We start from the raw sequence: 15783 nt of genomic DNA, 5'->3' as shown, positions 1-15783 counted from the left end.
CGTGGAATGAAAAAAATCATCCTGAACGGATCGCTGGCGGTTCTGGCTTTGCTGCCGACATTTGCGTCGGCGCAAATTCTGGCGATCACGGGCAAGACCCAAAGCAGGGTCACGGCCAAGGTGGTTCGCCCAAACAATCTGATCATCACCGACGACAAGGGCGGCTGGTTCGGGCAAGGCCTCGCGATGCAGCAGTTAGGCGGGTGGAATACCGCTTACGAGGTGCGGGCGCGACTGCGCGTCGTATCGACGACGGGCACGTTTCAGGTCCGCATGGATCAGCCGCTGGACATCCGGAATCAGGCGAACCCGACGCTCGCATTCCGGAGGCCGGCCGTCAGCATGGGCGCCGAAAACGCTGCCCCGAAGCAGTTCACCGTCGGGCAAGCGATCGAATTTGTGAATCCGGCATCGCCGTCGGAAGACATCGATTCGGAAGGTTACTATACGCTTGACGTTTCCGCGTATCCCCCGGAGGGCGATTTCAAGAGTACGGCCGGAACCTATACCGGCACGCTGTCGCTGGTCTTCGAGCCGGTCGTGACGGAGCAGCAATAGCGGCGGCCGTCGCGTGTGCCGGAGCCGATCAGGTTCGTGATCGCTCGCCACGACGCGGGCGGTGCATTTTCTTCCCAACCGTCGTCGACTTCGCTTTTTCGAGCATGGTGCACGAGCGAGCGGCTACCGGCGCAAGACGAGCTCTGACGAATGTTTCGGCACGATGCCGGTTCACCGAGACGCGAACATGAAACTGCACACATTCTCTTTTTCGATTGCGTCGATTGCGGCAGTGATCGCCGGGTTCATCTCGAGCCCCGCGTTTGCCACGATCGACGTGCTTCCGAAGGAAATCACGGTCGACTCGAATACGTCGAGCGTGGAGATCGTCAACAATGGCGACCGGCCCGAGTACGTGACCATTTCGCTGTCCCGGCTGCTCAATCCGGGCGTGCCGCTGGACGACGAGAAGCTCGAATCCGTCGGAACCGCGGCCAAGCCGTCGCTGTACGCGTATCCGTTCAAGCTGAGTCTTGCGCCAGGGCAATCCAAGAAGATCGTATTGAAAGCGCTGCAGCCGGTCCAGAACGAAACGGTGTATCGGCTGGACGTCAAGCCCGAAATCAAGGTGTTGGGCAAGGAGCAGCAGAACGCGATCGGCAATATTGTCGTCAACTTCGCGTTCAGTGCGCTCGTGCGCCAGTTGCCCGAGAGCCCGCGCGAGGCATTGTCCGTTACGTGCGATGCGCATGGCGCGCGCCTGACCGCGACCGGAAACATTCGCTATGCGGTGAAGGATGCGACGGTCGACGGGCAGGCGGTGCCTCGCTTCAATGTCTACCCGGGTGTGCCGCGACCGCTGCATGGTCGTGTCGTCGAGATTCCGGGGTATCCGGCGTGTCGCGGTGATGCCGCCGTGCCGGACGCGGAAGCATCCCGGGTCGACGGGCTGCCGCAAAGCCTCCCGTCAACTTCCTCGAACTGAGCTTCCTCCCGGCTCTTCGCGCTTCAACGGCCCCGGGTGATATCGCAGGTTCCTCCGTTCGCTGAACTGACCCAGTCCGGAAGGAACTGCCCGCGACGCGCATTGCTTGCGTCGCACAACCCGACATCGCGGCGATTTCCGTCCGCTCGCCGATGCAAAGGGACGGGCGCTCGAGTGCGTCGTGTCGGCGGAGTTGGCCGATGGCTATATCGGCGACCCGACCCGCCTGCGGCAACTCGTGTCGAACTGTCATTCGCGTCGTGCGGATAGCGTTCGAACTGATGCGCCAAGCGCGGCCGTCAGGGGTGCAAGTGCGCGTTCACGGTGTCCTTCAGCCGCGCGGCGGTGATTTCGCCCATGTGCGATTCGGCCAGATTGCCGTTCGCGTCGAAGAACAGCGTCGTCGGCAGCCCGCGCGAACCGTAGGCCTTCATCGTCTGCAGCGTGCGATCGAGCAGCACGTGATCGAACCGCAACCCCTTTCGTTCGAGGAACGCGCGCACGGTCTGCGCGTCTTCGCCCTGGTTGACCATCAGAACCGTGATGTCCGGATGATCCTGCTGCGCCTGCGCAAGGATCGGCATTTCGCGTTGGCACGGCGGGCACCAGGTGGCCCACAGATTGACGACGACGGGTTTGCCGGCAAAGCGCTGTGGTGCGACGGGCGTTGCGTCGAGCGCTTCGAGCCGCATCATGGCAAGCGGCGGCGCACCGCGCTGCAACGTCGCGAGCGTGCCTTGCGCGATGCCCCATGCGGCGAGCCCCGCCAGCATGCCGGCCAGCACCGGGCGACGCAGCGCGGGCAGGCGGCGCAGTCGCCAGCCGGCGAACACGAGCGCAGCGGCGACGCCGATGCGCCAGTCAAAGCCGCCGTCGCCGAGCGCGACGATCGCGCGCGGGGCGGCTAAATATTCCGACCACCATTGACCGACGTAACCGACGCGCGCGGCGATCAGGCCAAGCAGCAGCGTGTCGAGGATCAGGCTCGCCGCGCTCTTGTGCTGGCCGGCCGGCGGGCGGCGCTGCATGAAACGGGCGACGAGCCATGCGATCAGCGCGGCGGCGGCTACCGCGACGACGCGGATCGAGAAGGGACCGATGCTCAGCATGGAAGCGACACGATGAGGATGGAGGGGCGACCGGTGAAAACGGCACGGTCGAATGGCATGTCGCGTTTCGACCCGACATCGTGCGCGGCGTTCCCGCGGCGGCCGTGACGGCGCGTGTCACCTCCGACGATCCGGATTCCTCGAACGGGCACTCCTCACCGGGCGGCGATTTCTTTCGTGATGCCCGGTGAAGTGCGTCGGGCGACGAACCGGCAGCGTCGCCGGACGATGCGCACGGCGACTGCCGCCCGGCGGCCCGTGATTGCGCGATCCGCCGGGCGTCGGGCCTTACAGCTTCTTCGACGTGTCCGGTGCCGTGTCAGCCTGCTTCGCAGCCGTTGCCGGATCGAGGGTTGCGAGCGTCTGCTCGGTGAATTTCTCGTACAGCCAGTCCATGCGCATGCTGTCGATGCCGGCGATGCCGCCGAGCGCGTACGACGCCGACACCTTGAAGCGGTCGACCGGATGATTGTCGGCATCGACGAGCGTCACGGTGCCGTTGACATGATCGTTGCCCGCCATGAATCCGAACATGACCGCGGAAAAGCTCGACCGCACGCGAATGCCGGTGACTTCGACATTCAGGTGCATCGCATCGGTGGAATCTGCGTTGGCGAGCAGTTTGCGTGCGCCCAGTGCGCTTTCGATTTTCTCCTGCAGTTTCTTCGCGTCGAACTTCAGGTTGTCTTTCAACTCTTCCCGCGCGGTATCGTCGAGCGTGACCTTCACGATTACGGGTTTCGTGCCGAAGTGGGTCGTCGATGCGGTCACGGGCGCCCCCGCCGAATTGCTCGTATCGCGTGTCACACTGCTTGCGCAGCCCGACAGGAAGCCGATGGTCACCAATGCCAGAGCGGCATGACGGAAAAGAGATTTCATGATTTGGTCTTTTGATTGGGGTTATTTGAACAGGCTTGGTAGCCGGAACTGAATCTAACATGGGGTGATTCGATTCAATTCATCGAATTGACGGGAAAGATCGAGAATCGGTTCGGCATTTGTTCACCGGGGCACCGACGCGCCGATGAATGATCCGCGGCGCGGTGAGCGATGACGAGTGCCGGAGATTGGCCGTTGCTATCGCGGCGCCGGCGATCGACGCGCGATTACCGTCCGTGGCCGGATACCGCACCGCCCAGCCGATACGCGGTGAAGAACTCGTACCACGGCGTACCTTGCGCGACCGGCACGCCGAGCGCCGACGTGCGCTGCTTCAACGCGGTGAACACGTCGTTGATGCGCGCGGTCTGCGCGGCATCGCTGAACGGACGCGGCCGTACCCGGCCGGCCGCGAACGCGCCGTAGGCGATCGCGAGTAGGCGCGCGCCGTCGTCGATCGAGAAGATCGAGCCGTTGATCGCTTCGACGAAGCGCGGCCGGTCCTCTTCACGCGATACGGCGATGCACTGAAACACGATCGCCGACACTTCACGCAGGTCGTTCTCACGCAGCAATGAGGGCAGGCGCGCGGCGATCCGGTTGGCAGGTTCTTCCTGCAGCGCGGCGCCGAAGTCGAGCACGGCGGCCATCGGATTGCGGTCCTGCTTCATGCGATCAAGCGCCGACGCCGACGACGCGGCCGCCGCTTGCGGGTCGTCGCCGGGCGCGGCCCGCAGCACGTCTGCGACCTGCTGCCGCCACTCCGGAAAAATCATCCGCACATTGCCGAACTGCTCGCCGCCTTCCGCGGCCGGATTCCATCGGTAGACGATCGTGCCGCCGTGAACGAACGGCGAATACAGGTGCTCGGCCGTTTGCGGCAGCGGCCGTCGATTGATCGGCAGCCACGCGAGCGTCAGCCAGTCGTAGCGGCCGGTGGCGGGCACCGACGGGCTGGAACTCGCGACGACCTGCCAGGTGCCGCGGTTCGCGTAGCGCCGGCGTGCATCGGGCACCGCGACGGTCTGCTGTTTCGCGGTATCGAAGTAGGTCGTGCCGGTCACGTTTTCGCCGCTGTCCGGGGCCGGCGTGATGGTGGCGATGACCCACGATGCACCGTCGGCCGAACGATAGTCGGCCGGCTGCAGCGTGGCGACGTCGTGCACCATGCGCGTTTCGGCGGCGACGGGGCTCGGCGGGAGATGGGCGGGACCGGCGACGATACTCGGCATGGACATCCCTCGGAATCGGGTGCGTATCGGCGGATGCGGCCGATACGCGGCGGCGCATGGCATTGCTCATAACTGTAGGACGCCGTGGCCGGAAACGGAAACCAGCCGAGGTGGGCTCCGGCGACGCCAGCGACGGCAGCGACGCCAGCGGCTCCAGCGATGCCAGCGATGCCAGCGACGCCAGCGGCTCCAGCGATGCCAGCGGCCCGGACAGCGCAAAGCCGCGCTCACGCGCTCCGCCGCTTCGGCTTACCATGCGCACCTGGGCCGGAACGACGGACCCCGATCGGGAGCGAACATGACCGACACGAAAGCCATCACAGCGCACTGGACACACGTCGCCGACCAATGGATCGACTGGGCCGGCAGGCCGGGCCACGACGCCTTCTGGAAGTATCGCGAGGGGCTGGCCGCCTACCTCGGCCGCGGGGCCGGCCGCGCACTGGAGATCGGCTGCGGCGAGGGCCGCGTGAGCCGCGAGCTGAAGGCGCTCGGCTACGACGTGACCGCGAGCGACGCGGTGCCCGCGATGCTCGACGCCGCGCGTCGCGCGGATTCCGCGCACCGCTACGCGCTCGCCGACGCCGCGGCGCTGCCGTTCGATCCGGCCAGCTTCGATATCGTGATGGCGTACAACGTGCTGATGGACCTCGACGACATGGCCGGCGCGCTGCGCGAGGTGCGCCGCGTGCTGAAGCCGGGCGGGCTGCTGTTCGTGTCGCTCGTGCATCCGTTCCGCGATCGCGGCCGTTTCGCGGGGCCGCAACCGGACGCGCCGTTCGTGCTGGAAGGCACGTATTTCGGCAGCGAGCATTTCGAAGGCGTGGAAACGCGCGACGGGCTGTCGATGCACTTCGCGGGCTGGTCGCTGCCGCTTCAGGCCTACATGGATGCGCTGGAGGCGGCCGGCTTCGCGATCGTGTCGCTGCGCGAGCCGCCCCCCGACCGCGCCGACACGGACACGCTGAAGCAGTGGTCGCGCGTGCCGCTGTTCCTGTGGATCAAGGCGCGGCCGCTGGATTGAAGCCGTCGCGGCCGCGCTGCATGCGGCACGCTCAGCGCGGCAAGACCTTCCGATAGATCACGAACCCGGTCTTTTCCGCGACCGTGTCGTACAGCCGCATCGCCGTGTGATTCGTTTCGTGCGTCTGCCAGTACACGCGTTCAGCGCGATGCGCGTGCGCGGCGTCGTACACGGCTTCGATCAATGCGCGGCCCACGCCCTTGCCGCGTTCGCTGTCGAGCGTGAAGACATCCTGCGTGTCGAGCCGATCGGCGTCGATGCGCAGGGGCTCGCGCCGCATCCGGACGACTGGCGCGATCGTGCGCCGAAGCTCGTCTACATCACGCCGTCGCATCAGTATCCGCTCGGCGCGGTGATGAGCCTCGAACGGCGGCTCGCGCTCGTCGCACAGGCGCGCGCGGCCGGCGCCTGGATCGTCGAGGACGACTACGACAGCGAGTTCCGCCACCACGGCACGCCGCATGCGGCCGTGCAGGGGCTCGCCGACGATGCGCCCGTGATCTATCTCGGCACCTTCAGCAAGGTAATGTTTCCCGCGTTGCGGCTCGGCTTCATGGTCGTGCCGCCAGCGCTCGCGCAGCCGCCGCGCGACGCGGCGGGCGCGCTGATGCTGCACGGCCGCGCGGTCGAGCAGCGCGCGCTCGCGGATTTCATCGACGCGGGGCATTTCACGCGGCATCTGCGGCGCATGCGGCGCGTCTATGCGGAGCGGCGCGACGCGTTGCACGATGCGCTGGCGCGGCGGCTGGGCAAGCGGTTGACCGTGTCGGGCGGCGCCGGCGGCATGCATCTGTCCGCGCGCCTCGACGTGCCGGTGGCCGACACGGAACTGAGCCGCGTCGCGCAGGCGCACGGCTGATCCTGCGGCCGCTGTCGTCGTTCTGCGTGCCGGGCACCGCGCACGGCTACAACGGGCTCGTGCTCGGCTACGGCGGCGCGCCGGCCGAGCGGATGGACGCGCTCGCGCGCCGGATCGGCGAGATGATCGATCGCGTGCTGGCCGCGCGGTGACGGCCGTCGCGCCGCGTTCCGATGGCGTCGGAGCGCGACGGCTTGCGGCCTCGCTTAGCCGCGCATCGGCGGATTGATGCGCGCGAACGCGTCCTGCCGGCGATACGGGAAATACGGATACGGCGCTTCGACCGCGCTCGCCGCATCGAGCGTCGCGATCTGCGCGTCGGTCAGCGACCAGCCGACCGCGCCGAGGTTCTGGCGCAACTGTTCCTCGTTGCGCGCGCCGATAATCACCGACGACACGGTCGGCCGTTGCAACAGCCAGTTCAGCGCGATCTGCGGGACGGTCTTGCCGGTTTCCTCCGCGATCGCGTCGAGCACATCGACCACGTCGTACAGCCGTTCGTCGTCGACCGGCGGTCCGAAGCCGGCCGTGTCGTGCAGGCGGCTGCCTTCGGGCAGCGGCGCGTTGCGGCGGATCTTGCCGGTGAGCCGGCCCCAGCCGAGCGGGCTCCACACCAGCGCGCCGAGGCCCTGGTCCGCGCCGAGCGGCATCAGGTCCCACTCGTAGTCGCGGCCGACGAGCGAGTAATAGACCTGGTTCGCGACGTAGCGCGACCAGCCGTGCCGGTCGGCCGCCGCAAGCGATTTCATGATCTGCCAGCCGGCGAAATTCGATACGCCGATGTAGCGCAGCTTGCCCGCGCGCACCAGGTCGTCCAGCGTCGACATCACTTCCTCCACCGGCGTGGCCGCGTCGAACGCGTGAAGCTGCAGCAGGTCGATGTAGTCGGTGCCGAGCCGGCGCAGCGCGTCGTCGACCGCGCGGATCAGTCGCGCGCGCGACGTGCCGGCGTCGTTCGGCCCGTCGCCGGTCGGCAGGCCCGTCTTCGTCGAGATCAGCACCTGGTCGCGCCGTCCGTGGATCGCGGCGCCGAGTACGCGTTCGGAGGCGCCGTCGGAATACACGTCGGCCGTGTCGAACAGGTTGACGCCGGCTTCGAGGCAGATGTCGATCAGGCGGCGCGCTTCGTCGACGCCCGTGTTGCCCCATGCGCCGAACAACGGGCCGGCGCCGCCGAACGTGCCTGCGCCGAAGCTCAGCACGGGAACCTTGAGGCCGGAGCGGCCGAGCGTGCGGTATTCCATGTCGTGTGCCCTCTGTTGAGCGGAAGCCGGCGCGAGTGGGCGCCGGCAAGGTTGACCCTCACTCTAGCGCTTGCGGTTCAGCCGGATAATTGGGCAGACTTCGAAAATATCATTCGGAGAAAGCGAAGAATGCTGCTCGATAACCTCGCGCTGTTCCTGCGCATCGTGGAAAAGGGCGGGCTGGCCGCGGCCGGCCGCGAGGTCGGCCTGTCGCCGGCCACGGTCTCCGAGCGGCTGGCGGCGCTCGAGAGCCATTACGGCGCGGCGCTGCTCACGCGCACGACCCGCGCGATCAGCCTCACCGACGAGGGCCGCACGCTGGTCGCCGGCGCGCGGCGGCTGCTTGCCGAGGCCGATGAACTCGAAAGCCGCGTGCGGCTCGGTGCGCAGACGCTGTCGGGGCCCGTGCGGCTCAGCGCGCCGGCCGACCTCGGGCAGGCGCGCGTCGTGCCTATCGTCGACGCGTTCCTGGCCGAGCATCCGGGCGTCACGGTCGACCTGCATCTCGGCGACGGCTACGTCGATCTCGTCGGGCAGGGGCTCGATTTCGCGATCCGGCGCGGCACGCTCGCGGACAGCGCGCTGCGCAGCCGCTCGCTCGGCCGTTCGCGCCGCGTGGTGTGCGCCGCGCCCGGCTATCTCGCCGCGCACGGTGCGCCGCGGCATCCGGATGAACTCGCCGCGCACGACTGCATCGTGATGCGTTTCGGGCAGGAGCTGTATGCCGAGTGGCCGTTCCGCATCGACGACGAACTGAAGCGCGTGTTGGTGCGCGGCCGGCGCGTGGCCAACGACGGTGCGCTCGTGCGCGCATGGTGCGTCGCGGGGCACGGGATCGCGCTGAAGTCGCTGCTCGACGTCGAGCAGGATCTGGCGTCCGGCGCGCTCGTCGAAATTCTGCGCGACTTCTCGCCGGGCGAAGTCGACCTGCAGATCGTTTATCCGGGCGGCGCCGCGCAGCCACGGCGCGTGCGGGCGCTGATCGAGCAATTGGCGCAGGCGCTGGCAGCGGGATGATCGCAACCGGATCGCGCCGCGCCGGGTGCCTGTCCGTGCCAGCTGCGACGTGATGACGTCGGATACGGTGTGATAGCAGACGAAGCGGCTGCCGGCACGACAGCGAACGCAAAAATTGGCCGCCGGCCTGGTTGTCGACGTTTCGTCATTTAGCTAATATTCAAAACGTTAAACGAAACCGAACCCGAACCCCATGGACGACGTCACCCGCATCAGCGCACTGGCCAACGAAAGCCGTCTGGCCGTGATGCGCTGGCTCAAGCAGCCTCGCGAGCATTTTCCCCCGCAGCCGCACGGCGACTTCGACGAACTCGGCGTGTGCTGCACCTACATCACCGAGAAGCTCGGCATCGCGCCGGCGACGACCACGCGGCACATGCGCATCCTCGCGGATGCCGGGCTCGTGCAGGCGACGCGCGTCGGCAAGTTCACGTACTACAGGCGGGTCGACGATGCGCTGCATCAGTTGGGCCGCGATCTCCTGAAACTCTGACTTCACCGAGGCAATCGACATGGATGAACTTGCCCTGCTGGCCGATGCCGACCGGCGCGCGCATGCGTATCTCGCCGCGACGAACGAACGGCGCGCGTATCCCGACGCGGCCGCGCTCGCCGGTCTTGCGGCCTTCGACGAGCCGCTGCCCGATACGGGCCATCCGGCCGACGACGTGCTGCGCCTGCTCGACGAGCGCGGCACGCCCGCGACCGTCGCGTCGAACGGCCCGAACTACTTCGGCTTCGTGATCGGCGCGACGCTGCCGGCCGCGGCGGCGGCCGAGCGGCTGATGCTCGCGTGGGACCAGTGTGCGTCATCGTTCGCCAATTCGCCGGTGGCCGCGACGATCGAGCGGCAGGCCGCGCGCTGGATCGTCGACGTGCTCGGGCTGCCCGAGGGCAGCGCGGTCGGCTTCGGCACGAGCGCGACGGCCTGCACGCTCGTCGCGCTGGTCGTCGCGCGGCGTGCGCTGCTCGCGCGCAAGGGCTGGGACGTCGACGAGGACGGCCTGATCGGCGCGCCCGAGGTCAAGGTGGTGGTCTCCGAGCTCGTGCACGTCACGGTGAAGAAGGCACTGCGCGTGCTCGGCTTCGGGATGAAGCGCGTGATCGTCGCGCCGGTCGACCCGCACGGCCGCATCGATCCCGCGCAGTTGCCGCCGCTCGACGACTTGACGATCCTCTGCGTGCAGGCCGGCGAAGTGAACACCGGCGAATTCGATCCGTTCGCGGCGCTGATTCCGCCCGCGAAGGCCGCCGGCGCGTGGGTGCACGTGGACGGCGCGTTCGGGCTGTGGGCGCGCGCGTCGTCCAAGCGCGCGCTGACCAACGGCATCGACGGCGCGGACAGCTGGACGACCGACGGCCACAAGTGGCTCAACACGCCGTACGACGGCGCGATGGTGATCTGCCGCGACGCGGCCGCGCTCGCGACCGCGATGAACAGCGACGCCGTCTATCTGAGCGGCGCGCAGGACGCGCAGAAGAACCTGAACCTCGAATTCTCGCGGCGCGCGCGCGGCATTCCGGTGTGGGCCGCGCTGTGCGCGCTCGGCCGTGCCGGCGTGGCGACGATGGTCGAGCGGCATTGCGCGCAGGCCGCGCGCGTCGCGGACGGCCTGCGCGCGGCCGGCTACGACGTGCTGAACCGCGTCGTGCTGAACCAGGTGCTCGTGCGCGCCGGCACCGACGACGAGACGACCGCGATCCTTCAGGCCGCGCAGGATTCGGGCGATGTGTGGTTCGGGCAGACCGTGTGGCAGGGGCGGCCGGCGTTCCGGATCAGCGTGTCGTCGTGGCGCACGGAGGACGAACATATCGATCGTCTCGTCGCGTTGCTGACGAGGCTGCGCGGCGTGCACGTGGGCTGAGCAGCGGCGGCGCGCGACCCTGGCGCGGCGCTTGCATTGCGCATGCGTCGCCAACCCGCGGCAGAAGCTGTCTCGTTGTGCCTCAGACCGGGCAGTGGTGTGCGGCTATGCCGACGCGCGCATACACGTTTCTCATCCGCATGAAAATGCCGGACAATAGCGCGGCATGCGCGCCGCGCCGGCCCGGGCGGCACGTTCAACCGCTGCATCACGCTGACGAGATCCCCATGTCCACGACGCCTCCCCGGGAACTGCTGAAAGCTGCCGACATCGCGAAGATGGAACCGACGCGCGCGGTGCATTCGCTGAACCCCAATGCCGTTCGCCTCAAAAGGCAGCTCAGCGACCTGACCGGCCTCACGCAAATCGGTGCTCACCTGCTCACGCTGATGCCCGGTCACGAATCGGCCGAATATCACCGTCACCTGTACGAGGAAGAATGCGTGTACGTGCTGTCCGGCACCGGCACGGCCACGATCGGTGAACGCGCTTTCAACATCGGGCCGGGAGATTTTCTCGGTTTTCCGCGCGGCGGGGATGCACACACGTTGCAGAATACCGGCGACGTGCCGCTGCAACTGTTCATCGCCGGCCAGCGCCTCGAACACGACGTGTGCGAATACCCGAGAATCGGCAAGCGGCTTTACATCGCCGGCGAACTCGAAGATTTCGTCGATCTGCCGAAACAGCCGTAGACGGCACGCATCCGCATCGGCCGTCGCCGCGCTTATGATGCGGGAACGCCACTCACGGGATTCCACGCCATGGACGCGCCGCATCCGCCGATGAATGCCCCGATTTCCGAAACGGAACCTAAAACCGAAACCGTCGCCGAGCCGCGCGCGTCGCGCGTGCATCGGCCTGTCGCGCTCGTCACCGGATCGACGTCGGGGATCGGCGCGGCCATCGCACGACGGCTGTCGGCGGATGGCTATGCGGTGATCCTGCATTCGCGCAGCTCCGCCGACACCGGTCGCGCGATGGCGCGCGAGCTCGGCGCGAGCTACGTGCAGGCCGATCTCGCCGACGATGCGCAACGCGTGCGGTTGATCCGCGACGCGCTCGCGGTGCACGGGCGGCTCGACGTGCTGGTCAACAATGCAGGCGCGAGCCGCGTGATTCCGCACGACGATCTCGCCGCCGCGACGCCCGACGTGTGGCGCGAGTTGCACGAGATCAACGTGATCGCGCCGTTCCGGCTCGTCGCAGAGGCGCAGCCCGCGCTGCTCGAAGCGGCGTCGAGCGGGCGCGCCGGGTGCGTAATCAACGTGAGTTCGCATGCGGGCGTGCGGCCGAAGGGCGCGTCGATTCCGTATGCGGCGGCGAAGGCCGCGCTCAATCACACGACGCGCCTGCTCGCGCGCACGCTCGCGCCGGCGATTCGCGTCAACGCGGTGGCGCCGGGGCTCGTCGATACGCCGCTGACGGCCGACTGGACCGAAGCGCAGCAGCTCTGGCGCGAGCGCGCGCCGATGCGCCGCGCGGCGACGCCGGACGACGTCGCGCAGACGGTCGCGATGCTCGTCGCGTCCGATTACGTGACGGGCGAGATCGTGATGCTCGACGGGGGAATGAACCTGACGTGATGCGGCGCGGTAAGGTCGTGATCCGGCGGCGCAGCGAAGCCGCCGAGCGGTCTCGACCCGGCGTCATTCGCCGGCGGCCGATGCCTGCCGGCGCGATCGCACCATTCAGCCAAGGTTCGCCTGCAGCCGCGCGAGCGCCTGGTCGTGCGTGCGTTCGAACTTCAGCGGCGTGACGGCGATGTAGCCTTCGCCGAGCGCGACCGTTTCCGAATCCGCATCGTCGTCGCGCGGTGCGCGCGTCAGCTTCAGCCAGTGGTATTCGATGTCGCGCGGATCGCGCCCCGACACGATGTCGACGCCTTGCAGCGTGCCGGCGCCCTGGTTCGTCACCTTCAAGCCGCGCACGTCGTCGGCCGGCCGCGGCGGGAAATTCACGTTGAGGCACGCATCGCGGTCCCAGCCGGCCGCGACGAGCCGGCGAATCACGTCCGGCGCGTGCGTGCGCGCCGTATTCCACGGCACCGCGTCGCGGTCGCTGAATGCCTGGCTCAGCGCGATCGCCGGCACGCCGACCAGCATGCTCGTCATCGCCGCGCCGACGGTGCCGGAGAACACCGTTTCGGTGCCGAGGTTCGCGCCGCGATTCACGCCGGACAGCACGAAGTCGGGCCGCGCGTCCTTCATCAGGTGGCTGACCGCGATCGCGACGCAATCGCCAGGCGTGCCGCGCACGGCGAAGCGGCGCTCGCCCTTGCGATGCACGCGCAGCGGTTCGTGCAGGCTCAGCGAATGCGACGTGCCGCTCTGGTCTTCCGCCGGTGCGACGATCCACACCTCGCGCGCCAGTTGCGTGGCGACTTGTGCGAGCACTTCAAGGCCGGGGGCGTCGAATCCGTCGTCGTTGGTGAGCAGGACGCGGTCGAACAGCGGGCGGGTTTCTTGCATCGGGATGATCCTCGCAGGTAGGCAATGAGAGGGAAAGGCATCGCGGGTACACCCGCAAGGCTAGCATTGCGTCGTGATGCGTGTCGTGCCGTGCAATGCCATTCAGTGCCGCGCGCTGCGCGCGCATGCGAAAACGGGCGCATGACGCGCCCGTTCATCGGTTCGATGCGCCGCCCGCGCGGCGGCTCGGACCGCGTTACCCGAGCAGATGCCGCAGCAGGCCGGCCGACACGACGCCGACGATGACGGTCGGCAGGATCGACAGGCGCGTCGCCGCGACCAGCGTGACGGCGAGCGCGAGCAGGTCGGCCGGGCGCGTCGACACGAAGGCCGGCGCGATCACCGAGATCAGCACGCAACCGGGCACGTTCTCCATCACCGATGCCATCCGCGGGCTCAGCGTGCGGTTGCGTAGCAGCACGTAGCCGAGCACCCGCGACAGGTAGGTCGTCGACGCCATCAGCACGATGGTCGCCACCGTCGCGAAATCAGGCAGCATCGCGCGGCTCCCACAGCAGCGCGGCGATCAACCCCGCGCACGCGCCGGCCGCGACGTACCACGCGCCGGGCACGGCCAGGTGCGTGGCGGCTGCGACGACGAGGCTCACGAACCACGGACGGCTCGCGCGCATGCCCTTCCACATCCCGCGCAGCAGCACCAGAAACACGGCCGTAAACGCCATGTCGAAGCCGTACTGCTCGACGTTGCCGATCGTCGGGCCGACCGCCGCGCCGAACGTCGTCATCGAGATCCACGTCAGGTACAGCCCCGAGCACACGCCCGCGTAATAGGGGACGCTGATGTGCGTGGCCGAGCGCGAGCGCGCATCGGCGAGCGACATCGCCCAGCTTTCGTCGCACATGAAGAACAGCGCGGCGAACGCGCGACGGCGCGGCAGGCGCCGGATATACGGCGCGAACGCCGCGCCCATCAGGATGTGGCGCGAATTCACGAGAAACGACATCGCGACGATCAGCGCGATGTGCGGCGGCGACGTCCACAGATGGATCGCGGCGAATTCGGAGCCGCCACCGAAATTCAGGCCCGTCATCATCGGGACCTCGAACAGGCTCAGCCCTTTTTGCGCGGCCTGCGCGCCGAGCACCAGCGCGAACGGCACGAAACCCAGCATGACGGGCAGCGCGGCGCGCAATCCGCGCCCCATCTCGGCGACATGGGCGGGCTTGTCGCGAAGCCCGGACGACGTTGAAACGCTACTGCTCATTACTCCTCCTTGGGGAGGAGGATTGTCTGCTTTTTTGACTCGAATCGGGTTGCGTTATGGCCAGATCTTCCGGAGAATTTGGCATTGAACGCGTGTTTCGCGATTTTTTTGGAATTCGATGCCAATGAAGCTTGACGCTATCGACCGACGGATCCTGAGCGCGCTGCAGCGCGACGGCCGCATGCAGAACGTGGAGCTCGCGCACGAAGTCGGGCTGTCGCCGTCGCCGTGCCTGCGGCGCGTGCGGCTGCTCGAGGAAGCGGGCGTGATCGAGAAGTACGTGGCCGTGCTGAACCCGGCGAAGGTCGGCAAGGGGCTGACGATCTTCACGCGCGTATGGCTGAAGGGGCAGGACGCGGAATCCGTGAACCGCTTCGCCGAGGCCGTCCAGCAGATGCCCGAAGTGGTCGAATGTCACCTGATGGCCGGCGACTGCGATTTCCTGCTGCGCGTGGTGGCGGCCGACATCGACGACTACCGGCGCTTCCAGATGGAATACCTGACGCGCATTCCGGGCGTGCTGAGCGTGAAGACCGACATCCCGATGCAGAAGGTCAAGCTCACGTCGGCGCTGCCGACGTAACGCGGCGCGAACGCGCGACGACGATTCGGCGGATCGTCACCAGCCAGCGACAATCGGCCGATACACTGGCGGGACAAGCCGCTTCGCCGCGCACCGGCTGCATCACGGTGCGCCTTCGATGCTCAAGCAACTAACGGTCAACCGCGAGGCGATCGCACGGGCGCGCTGCGCGCGATGCGATCCGCCGGGCGGTGCCGATTTCTGGTCGAGCCATTCATGCAGCCATTCAACCCGCCATGGAATTCGCTGGAAATCGTCAAGCTCGTGCTCGGTGTGCTGACGCCGTTGTCGGTCGCATGCCTCGGCTGGCTCGTCGCGCGCCGGCTGAAGCGGCTCGAGCTCGTGCAGTGGACCAACCAGCGGCTGATCGAGAAGCGGCTCACGCTGTACGACACGGTCGCGCCGCAGCTCAATGCGCTGCTGTGCTTCTACACGTGGATCGGCTACTGGAAGGACATCTCGCCGGACGACGTGATCCGCGCGAAGCGCGACCTCGACCGCACGTTTCACATCTACCGCTACCTGTTCGACGAGGACGTGTACGACGCGTATCACACGTTCATCCACGCGCTGTTCGAGATGCACACGGGGCCGGGGCGCGACGCGCGGATCCGTTCGCTGATTCACGCGCCGGACGGCGACCGCAGCGTGCACGGCACGTACGAATGGAACGCGGCGTGGGCCGAGCGGTTCTCGACCGCGAACGTGACGGACAAGGCCGAGGTGGTGCTGCACTACACGCGGCTGATGGAGCGGCTGCGCGTCGCGCTCGGCGCGAATCGCTGACGATC

General features: G+C 67.7%; 17 protein-coding genes and 2 pseudogenes. 11 read left to right on the top strand and 8 right to left on the bottom strand.

From position 1 onward, the window contains the following. The first annotated feature begins 6 nt into the window (after window positions 1-6). A complete protein-coding gene (locus tag SB786_RS15135; protein WP_410728127.1) occupies window positions 7-558 on the top strand; it encodes a hypothetical protein in 552 nt (183 codons plus the stop codon). A 187-nt stretch (window positions 559-745) separates the two neighbouring features. Then, entirely contained in the window at window positions 746-1483 is a 738-nt protein-coding gene (locus tag SB786_RS15130) for a hypothetical protein (RefSeq protein ID WP_410728126.1), read from the top strand. 299 nt (window positions 1484-1782) lie between these two features. Here the strand turns inward: SB786_RS15130 and SB786_RS15125 are convergent, their stop codons facing one another. From SB786_RS15125 to SB786_RS15115, 3 genes are all read right to left on the bottom strand, one after another. Then, window positions 1783-2592 carry a TlpA family protein disulfide reductase gene (locus SB786_RS15125; RefSeq protein ID WP_410728125.1) on the bottom strand — a complete coding sequence of 270 codons (810 nt, stop codon included), beginning with the start codon at window positions 2590-2592 and terminating at the stop codon, window positions 1783-1785. 288 nt (window positions 2593-2880) lie between these two features. Continuing rightward, window positions 2881-3471, bottom strand: coding sequence for a DUF4410 domain-containing protein (locus SB786_RS15120; protein WP_410728124.1), 591 nt, complete (start codon window positions 3469-3471; stop codon window positions 2881-2883). Between the two features lie 227 nt (window positions 3472-3698). Continuing rightward, window positions 3699-4703 (bottom strand): hypothetical protein, encoded by a 1005-nt coding sequence (locus tag SB786_RS15115; protein ID WP_410728123.1) that lies wholly within the window; start codon window positions 4701-4703, stop codon window positions 3699-3701. 298 nt (window positions 4704-5001) lie between these two features. Between SB786_RS15115 and SB786_RS15110 the strand changes: the two genes are divergently transcribed. After that, window positions 5002-5727 (top strand): class I SAM-dependent methyltransferase, encoded by a 726-nt coding sequence (locus SB786_RS15110; RefSeq protein ID WP_410728122.1) that lies wholly within the window; start codon window positions 5002-5004, stop codon window positions 5725-5727. A 31-nt stretch (window positions 5728-5758) separates the two neighbouring features. Here SB786_RS15110 and SB786_RS15105 read toward each other — a convergent pair. Next, window positions 5759-5962, bottom strand: a pseudogene (locus SB786_RS15105) (GNAT family N-acetyltransferase); the annotation flags it as partial. Between SB786_RS15105 and SB786_RS15100 the strand changes: the two are divergent. Beyond that, window positions 5960-6738, top strand: a pseudogene (locus tag SB786_RS15100) (PLP-dependent aminotransferase family protein); the annotation flags it as partial. The pseudogenes SB786_RS15105 and SB786_RS15100 overlap by 3 nt on opposite strands. Window positions 6739-6792: 54 nt before the next feature. Here the strand turns inward: SB786_RS15100 and SB786_RS15095 are convergent. Beyond that, window positions 6793-7830: an aldo/keto reductase gene (locus SB786_RS15095; protein ID WP_410728121.1), complete on the bottom strand. Its 1038-nt coding sequence runs from the start codon at window positions 7828-7830 to the stop codon at window positions 6793-6795. Window positions 7831-7959: 129 nt separating this feature from the next. On the opposite strand from SB786_RS15095, the gene SB786_RS15090 reads away from it, so the two are divergent. From SB786_RS15090 to SB786_RS15070, 5 genes are all read left to right on the top strand, one after another. After that, window positions 7960-8847, top strand: coding sequence for a LysR family transcriptional regulator (locus SB786_RS15090; protein WP_410728120.1), 888 nt, complete (start codon window positions 7960-7962; stop codon window positions 8845-8847). Between the two features lie 193 nt (window positions 8848-9040). Continuing rightward, window positions 9041-9340: an ArsR/SmtB family transcription factor gene (locus SB786_RS15085; protein WP_410728119.1), complete on the top strand. Its 300-nt coding sequence runs from the start codon at window positions 9041-9043 to the stop codon at window positions 9338-9340. A 19-nt stretch (window positions 9341-9359) separates the two neighbouring features. After that, complete coding sequence (locus tag SB786_RS15080) at window positions 9360-10712, top strand: pyridoxal phosphate-dependent decarboxylase family protein (RefSeq protein ID WP_410728118.1); 1353 nt, start codon at window positions 9360-9362, stop codon at window positions 10710-10712. Between the two features lie 227 nt (window positions 10713-10939). Then, window positions 10940-11407: a cupin domain-containing protein gene (locus SB786_RS15075; protein ID WP_410728117.1), complete on the top strand. Its 468-nt coding sequence runs from the start codon at window positions 10940-10942 to the stop codon at window positions 11405-11407. A 69-nt stretch (window positions 11408-11476) separates the two neighbouring features. Beyond that, window positions 11477-12298, top strand: a complete 822-nt coding sequence (locus SB786_RS15070; RefSeq protein WP_410728116.1) for an SDR family NAD(P)-dependent oxidoreductase — start codon at window positions 11477-11479, stop codon at window positions 12296-12298. A 105-nt stretch (window positions 12299-12403) separates the two neighbouring features. Here SB786_RS15070 and surE read toward each other — a convergent pair whose 3' ends face one another. The 3 genes from surE to SB786_RS15055 form a co-directional block, all read right to left on the bottom strand. Then, the gene (gene surE / locus SB786_RS15065) at window positions 12404-13183 is read right to left on the bottom strand and encodes a 5'/3'-nucleotidase SurE (RefSeq protein WP_410728115.1); all 780 of its coding nucleotides are present in this window, start codon (window positions 13181-13183) and stop codon (window positions 12404-12406) included. 196 nt (window positions 13184-13379) lie between these two features. Beyond that, entirely contained in the window at window positions 13380-13682 is a 303-nt protein-coding gene (locus tag SB786_RS15060; RefSeq protein ID WP_006749368.1) for an AzlD family protein, read from the bottom strand. After that, the gene (locus SB786_RS15055) at window positions 13672-14409 is read right to left on the bottom strand and encodes an AzlC family ABC transporter permease (protein WP_006761394.1); all 738 of its coding nucleotides are present in this window, start codon (window positions 14407-14409) and stop codon (window positions 13672-13674) included. Before SB786_RS15055 ends, SB786_RS15060 begins: the two co-directional genes overlap by 11 nt. 124 nt (window positions 14410-14533) lie before the next feature. On the opposite strand from SB786_RS15055, the gene SB786_RS15050 reads away from it, so the two are divergent. Then, window positions 14534-14992, top strand: a complete 459-nt coding sequence (locus SB786_RS15050; RefSeq protein WP_006486309.1) for an Lrp/AsnC family transcriptional regulator — start codon at window positions 14534-14536, stop codon at window positions 14990-14992. A 216-nt stretch (window positions 14993-15208) separates the two neighbouring features. Then, window positions 15209-15778 (top strand): hypothetical protein, encoded by a 570-nt coding sequence (locus SB786_RS15045; RefSeq protein ID WP_410728113.1) that lies wholly within the window; start codon window positions 15209-15211, stop codon window positions 15776-15778. Window positions 15779-15783: the final 5 nt, after the last annotated feature.

The organism is Burkholderia sp. SIMBA_062, from assembly GCF_046534765.1.
GTDB classification, from domain to species: Bacteria; Pseudomonadota; Gammaproteobacteria; order Burkholderiales; family Burkholderiaceae; genus Burkholderia; species Burkholderia ambifaria.
The sequence above is the reverse complement of the archived record's forward strand: the minus strand, read 5'-3'. Positions and strand labels throughout refer to the sequence as shown.

Coding starts and splice junctions, on each gene's coding strand:
- SB786_RS15135 (WP_410728127.1), top strand. CDS start 7: ATGAAAAAAATCATCCTGAACGGATCGCTGGCGGTTCTGGCTTTGCTG.
- SB786_RS15075 (WP_410728117.1), top strand. CDS start 10,940: ATGTCCACGACGCCTCCCCGGGAACTGCTGAAAGCTGCCGACATCGCG.
- SB786_RS15090 (WP_410728120.1), top strand. CDS start 7,960: ATGCTGCTCGATAACCTCGCGCTGTTCCTGCGCATCGTGGAAAAGGGC.
- SB786_RS15125 (WP_410728125.1), bottom strand. CDS start 2,592: ATGCTGAGCATCGGTCCCTTCTCGATCCGCGTCGTCGCGGTAGCCGCC.
- SB786_RS15110 (WP_410728122.1), top strand. CDS start 5,002: ATGACCGACACGAAAGCCATCACAGCGCACTGGACACACGTCGCCGAC.
- SB786_RS15095 (WP_410728121.1), bottom strand. CDS start 7,830: ATGGAATACCGCACGCTCGGCCGCTCCGGCCTCAAGGTTCCCGTGCTG.
- SB786_RS15115 (WP_410728123.1), bottom strand. CDS start 4,703: ATGCCGAGTATCGTCGCCGGTCCCGCCCATCTCCCGCCGAGCCCCGTC.
- surE (WP_410728115.1), bottom strand. CDS start 13,183: ATGCAAGAAACCCGCCCGCTGTTCGACCGCGTCCTGCTCACCAACGAC.
- SB786_RS15055 (WP_006761394.1), bottom strand. CDS start 14,409: ATGAGCAGTAGCGTTTCAACGTCGTCCGGGCTTCGCGACAAGCCCGCC.
- SB786_RS15070 (WP_410728116.1), top strand. CDS start 11,477: ATGGACGCGCCGCATCCGCCGATGAATGCCCCGATTTCCGAAACGGAA.
- SB786_RS15060 (WP_006749368.1), bottom strand. CDS start 13,682: ATGCTGCCTGATTTCGCGACGGTGGCGACCATCGTGCTGATGGCGTCG.
- SB786_RS15080 (WP_410728118.1), top strand. CDS start 9,360: ATGGATGAACTTGCCCTGCTGGCCGATGCCGACCGGCGCGCGCATGCG.
- SB786_RS15120 (WP_410728124.1), bottom strand. CDS start 3,471: ATGAAATCTCTTTTCCGTCATGCCGCTCTGGCATTGGTGACCATCGGC.
- SB786_RS15050 (WP_006486309.1), top strand. CDS start 14,534: ATGAAGCTTGACGCTATCGACCGACGGATCCTGAGCGCGCTGCAGCGC.
- SB786_RS15130 (WP_410728126.1), top strand. CDS start 746: ATGAAACTGCACACATTCTCTTTTTCGATTGCGTCGATTGCGGCAGTG.
- SB786_RS15045 (WP_410728113.1), top strand. CDS start 15,209: ATGCAGCCATTCAACCCGCCATGGAATTCGCTGGAAATCGTCAAGCTC.
- SB786_RS15085 (WP_410728119.1), top strand. CDS start 9,041: ATGGACGACGTCACCCGCATCAGCGCACTGGCCAACGAAAGCCGTCTG.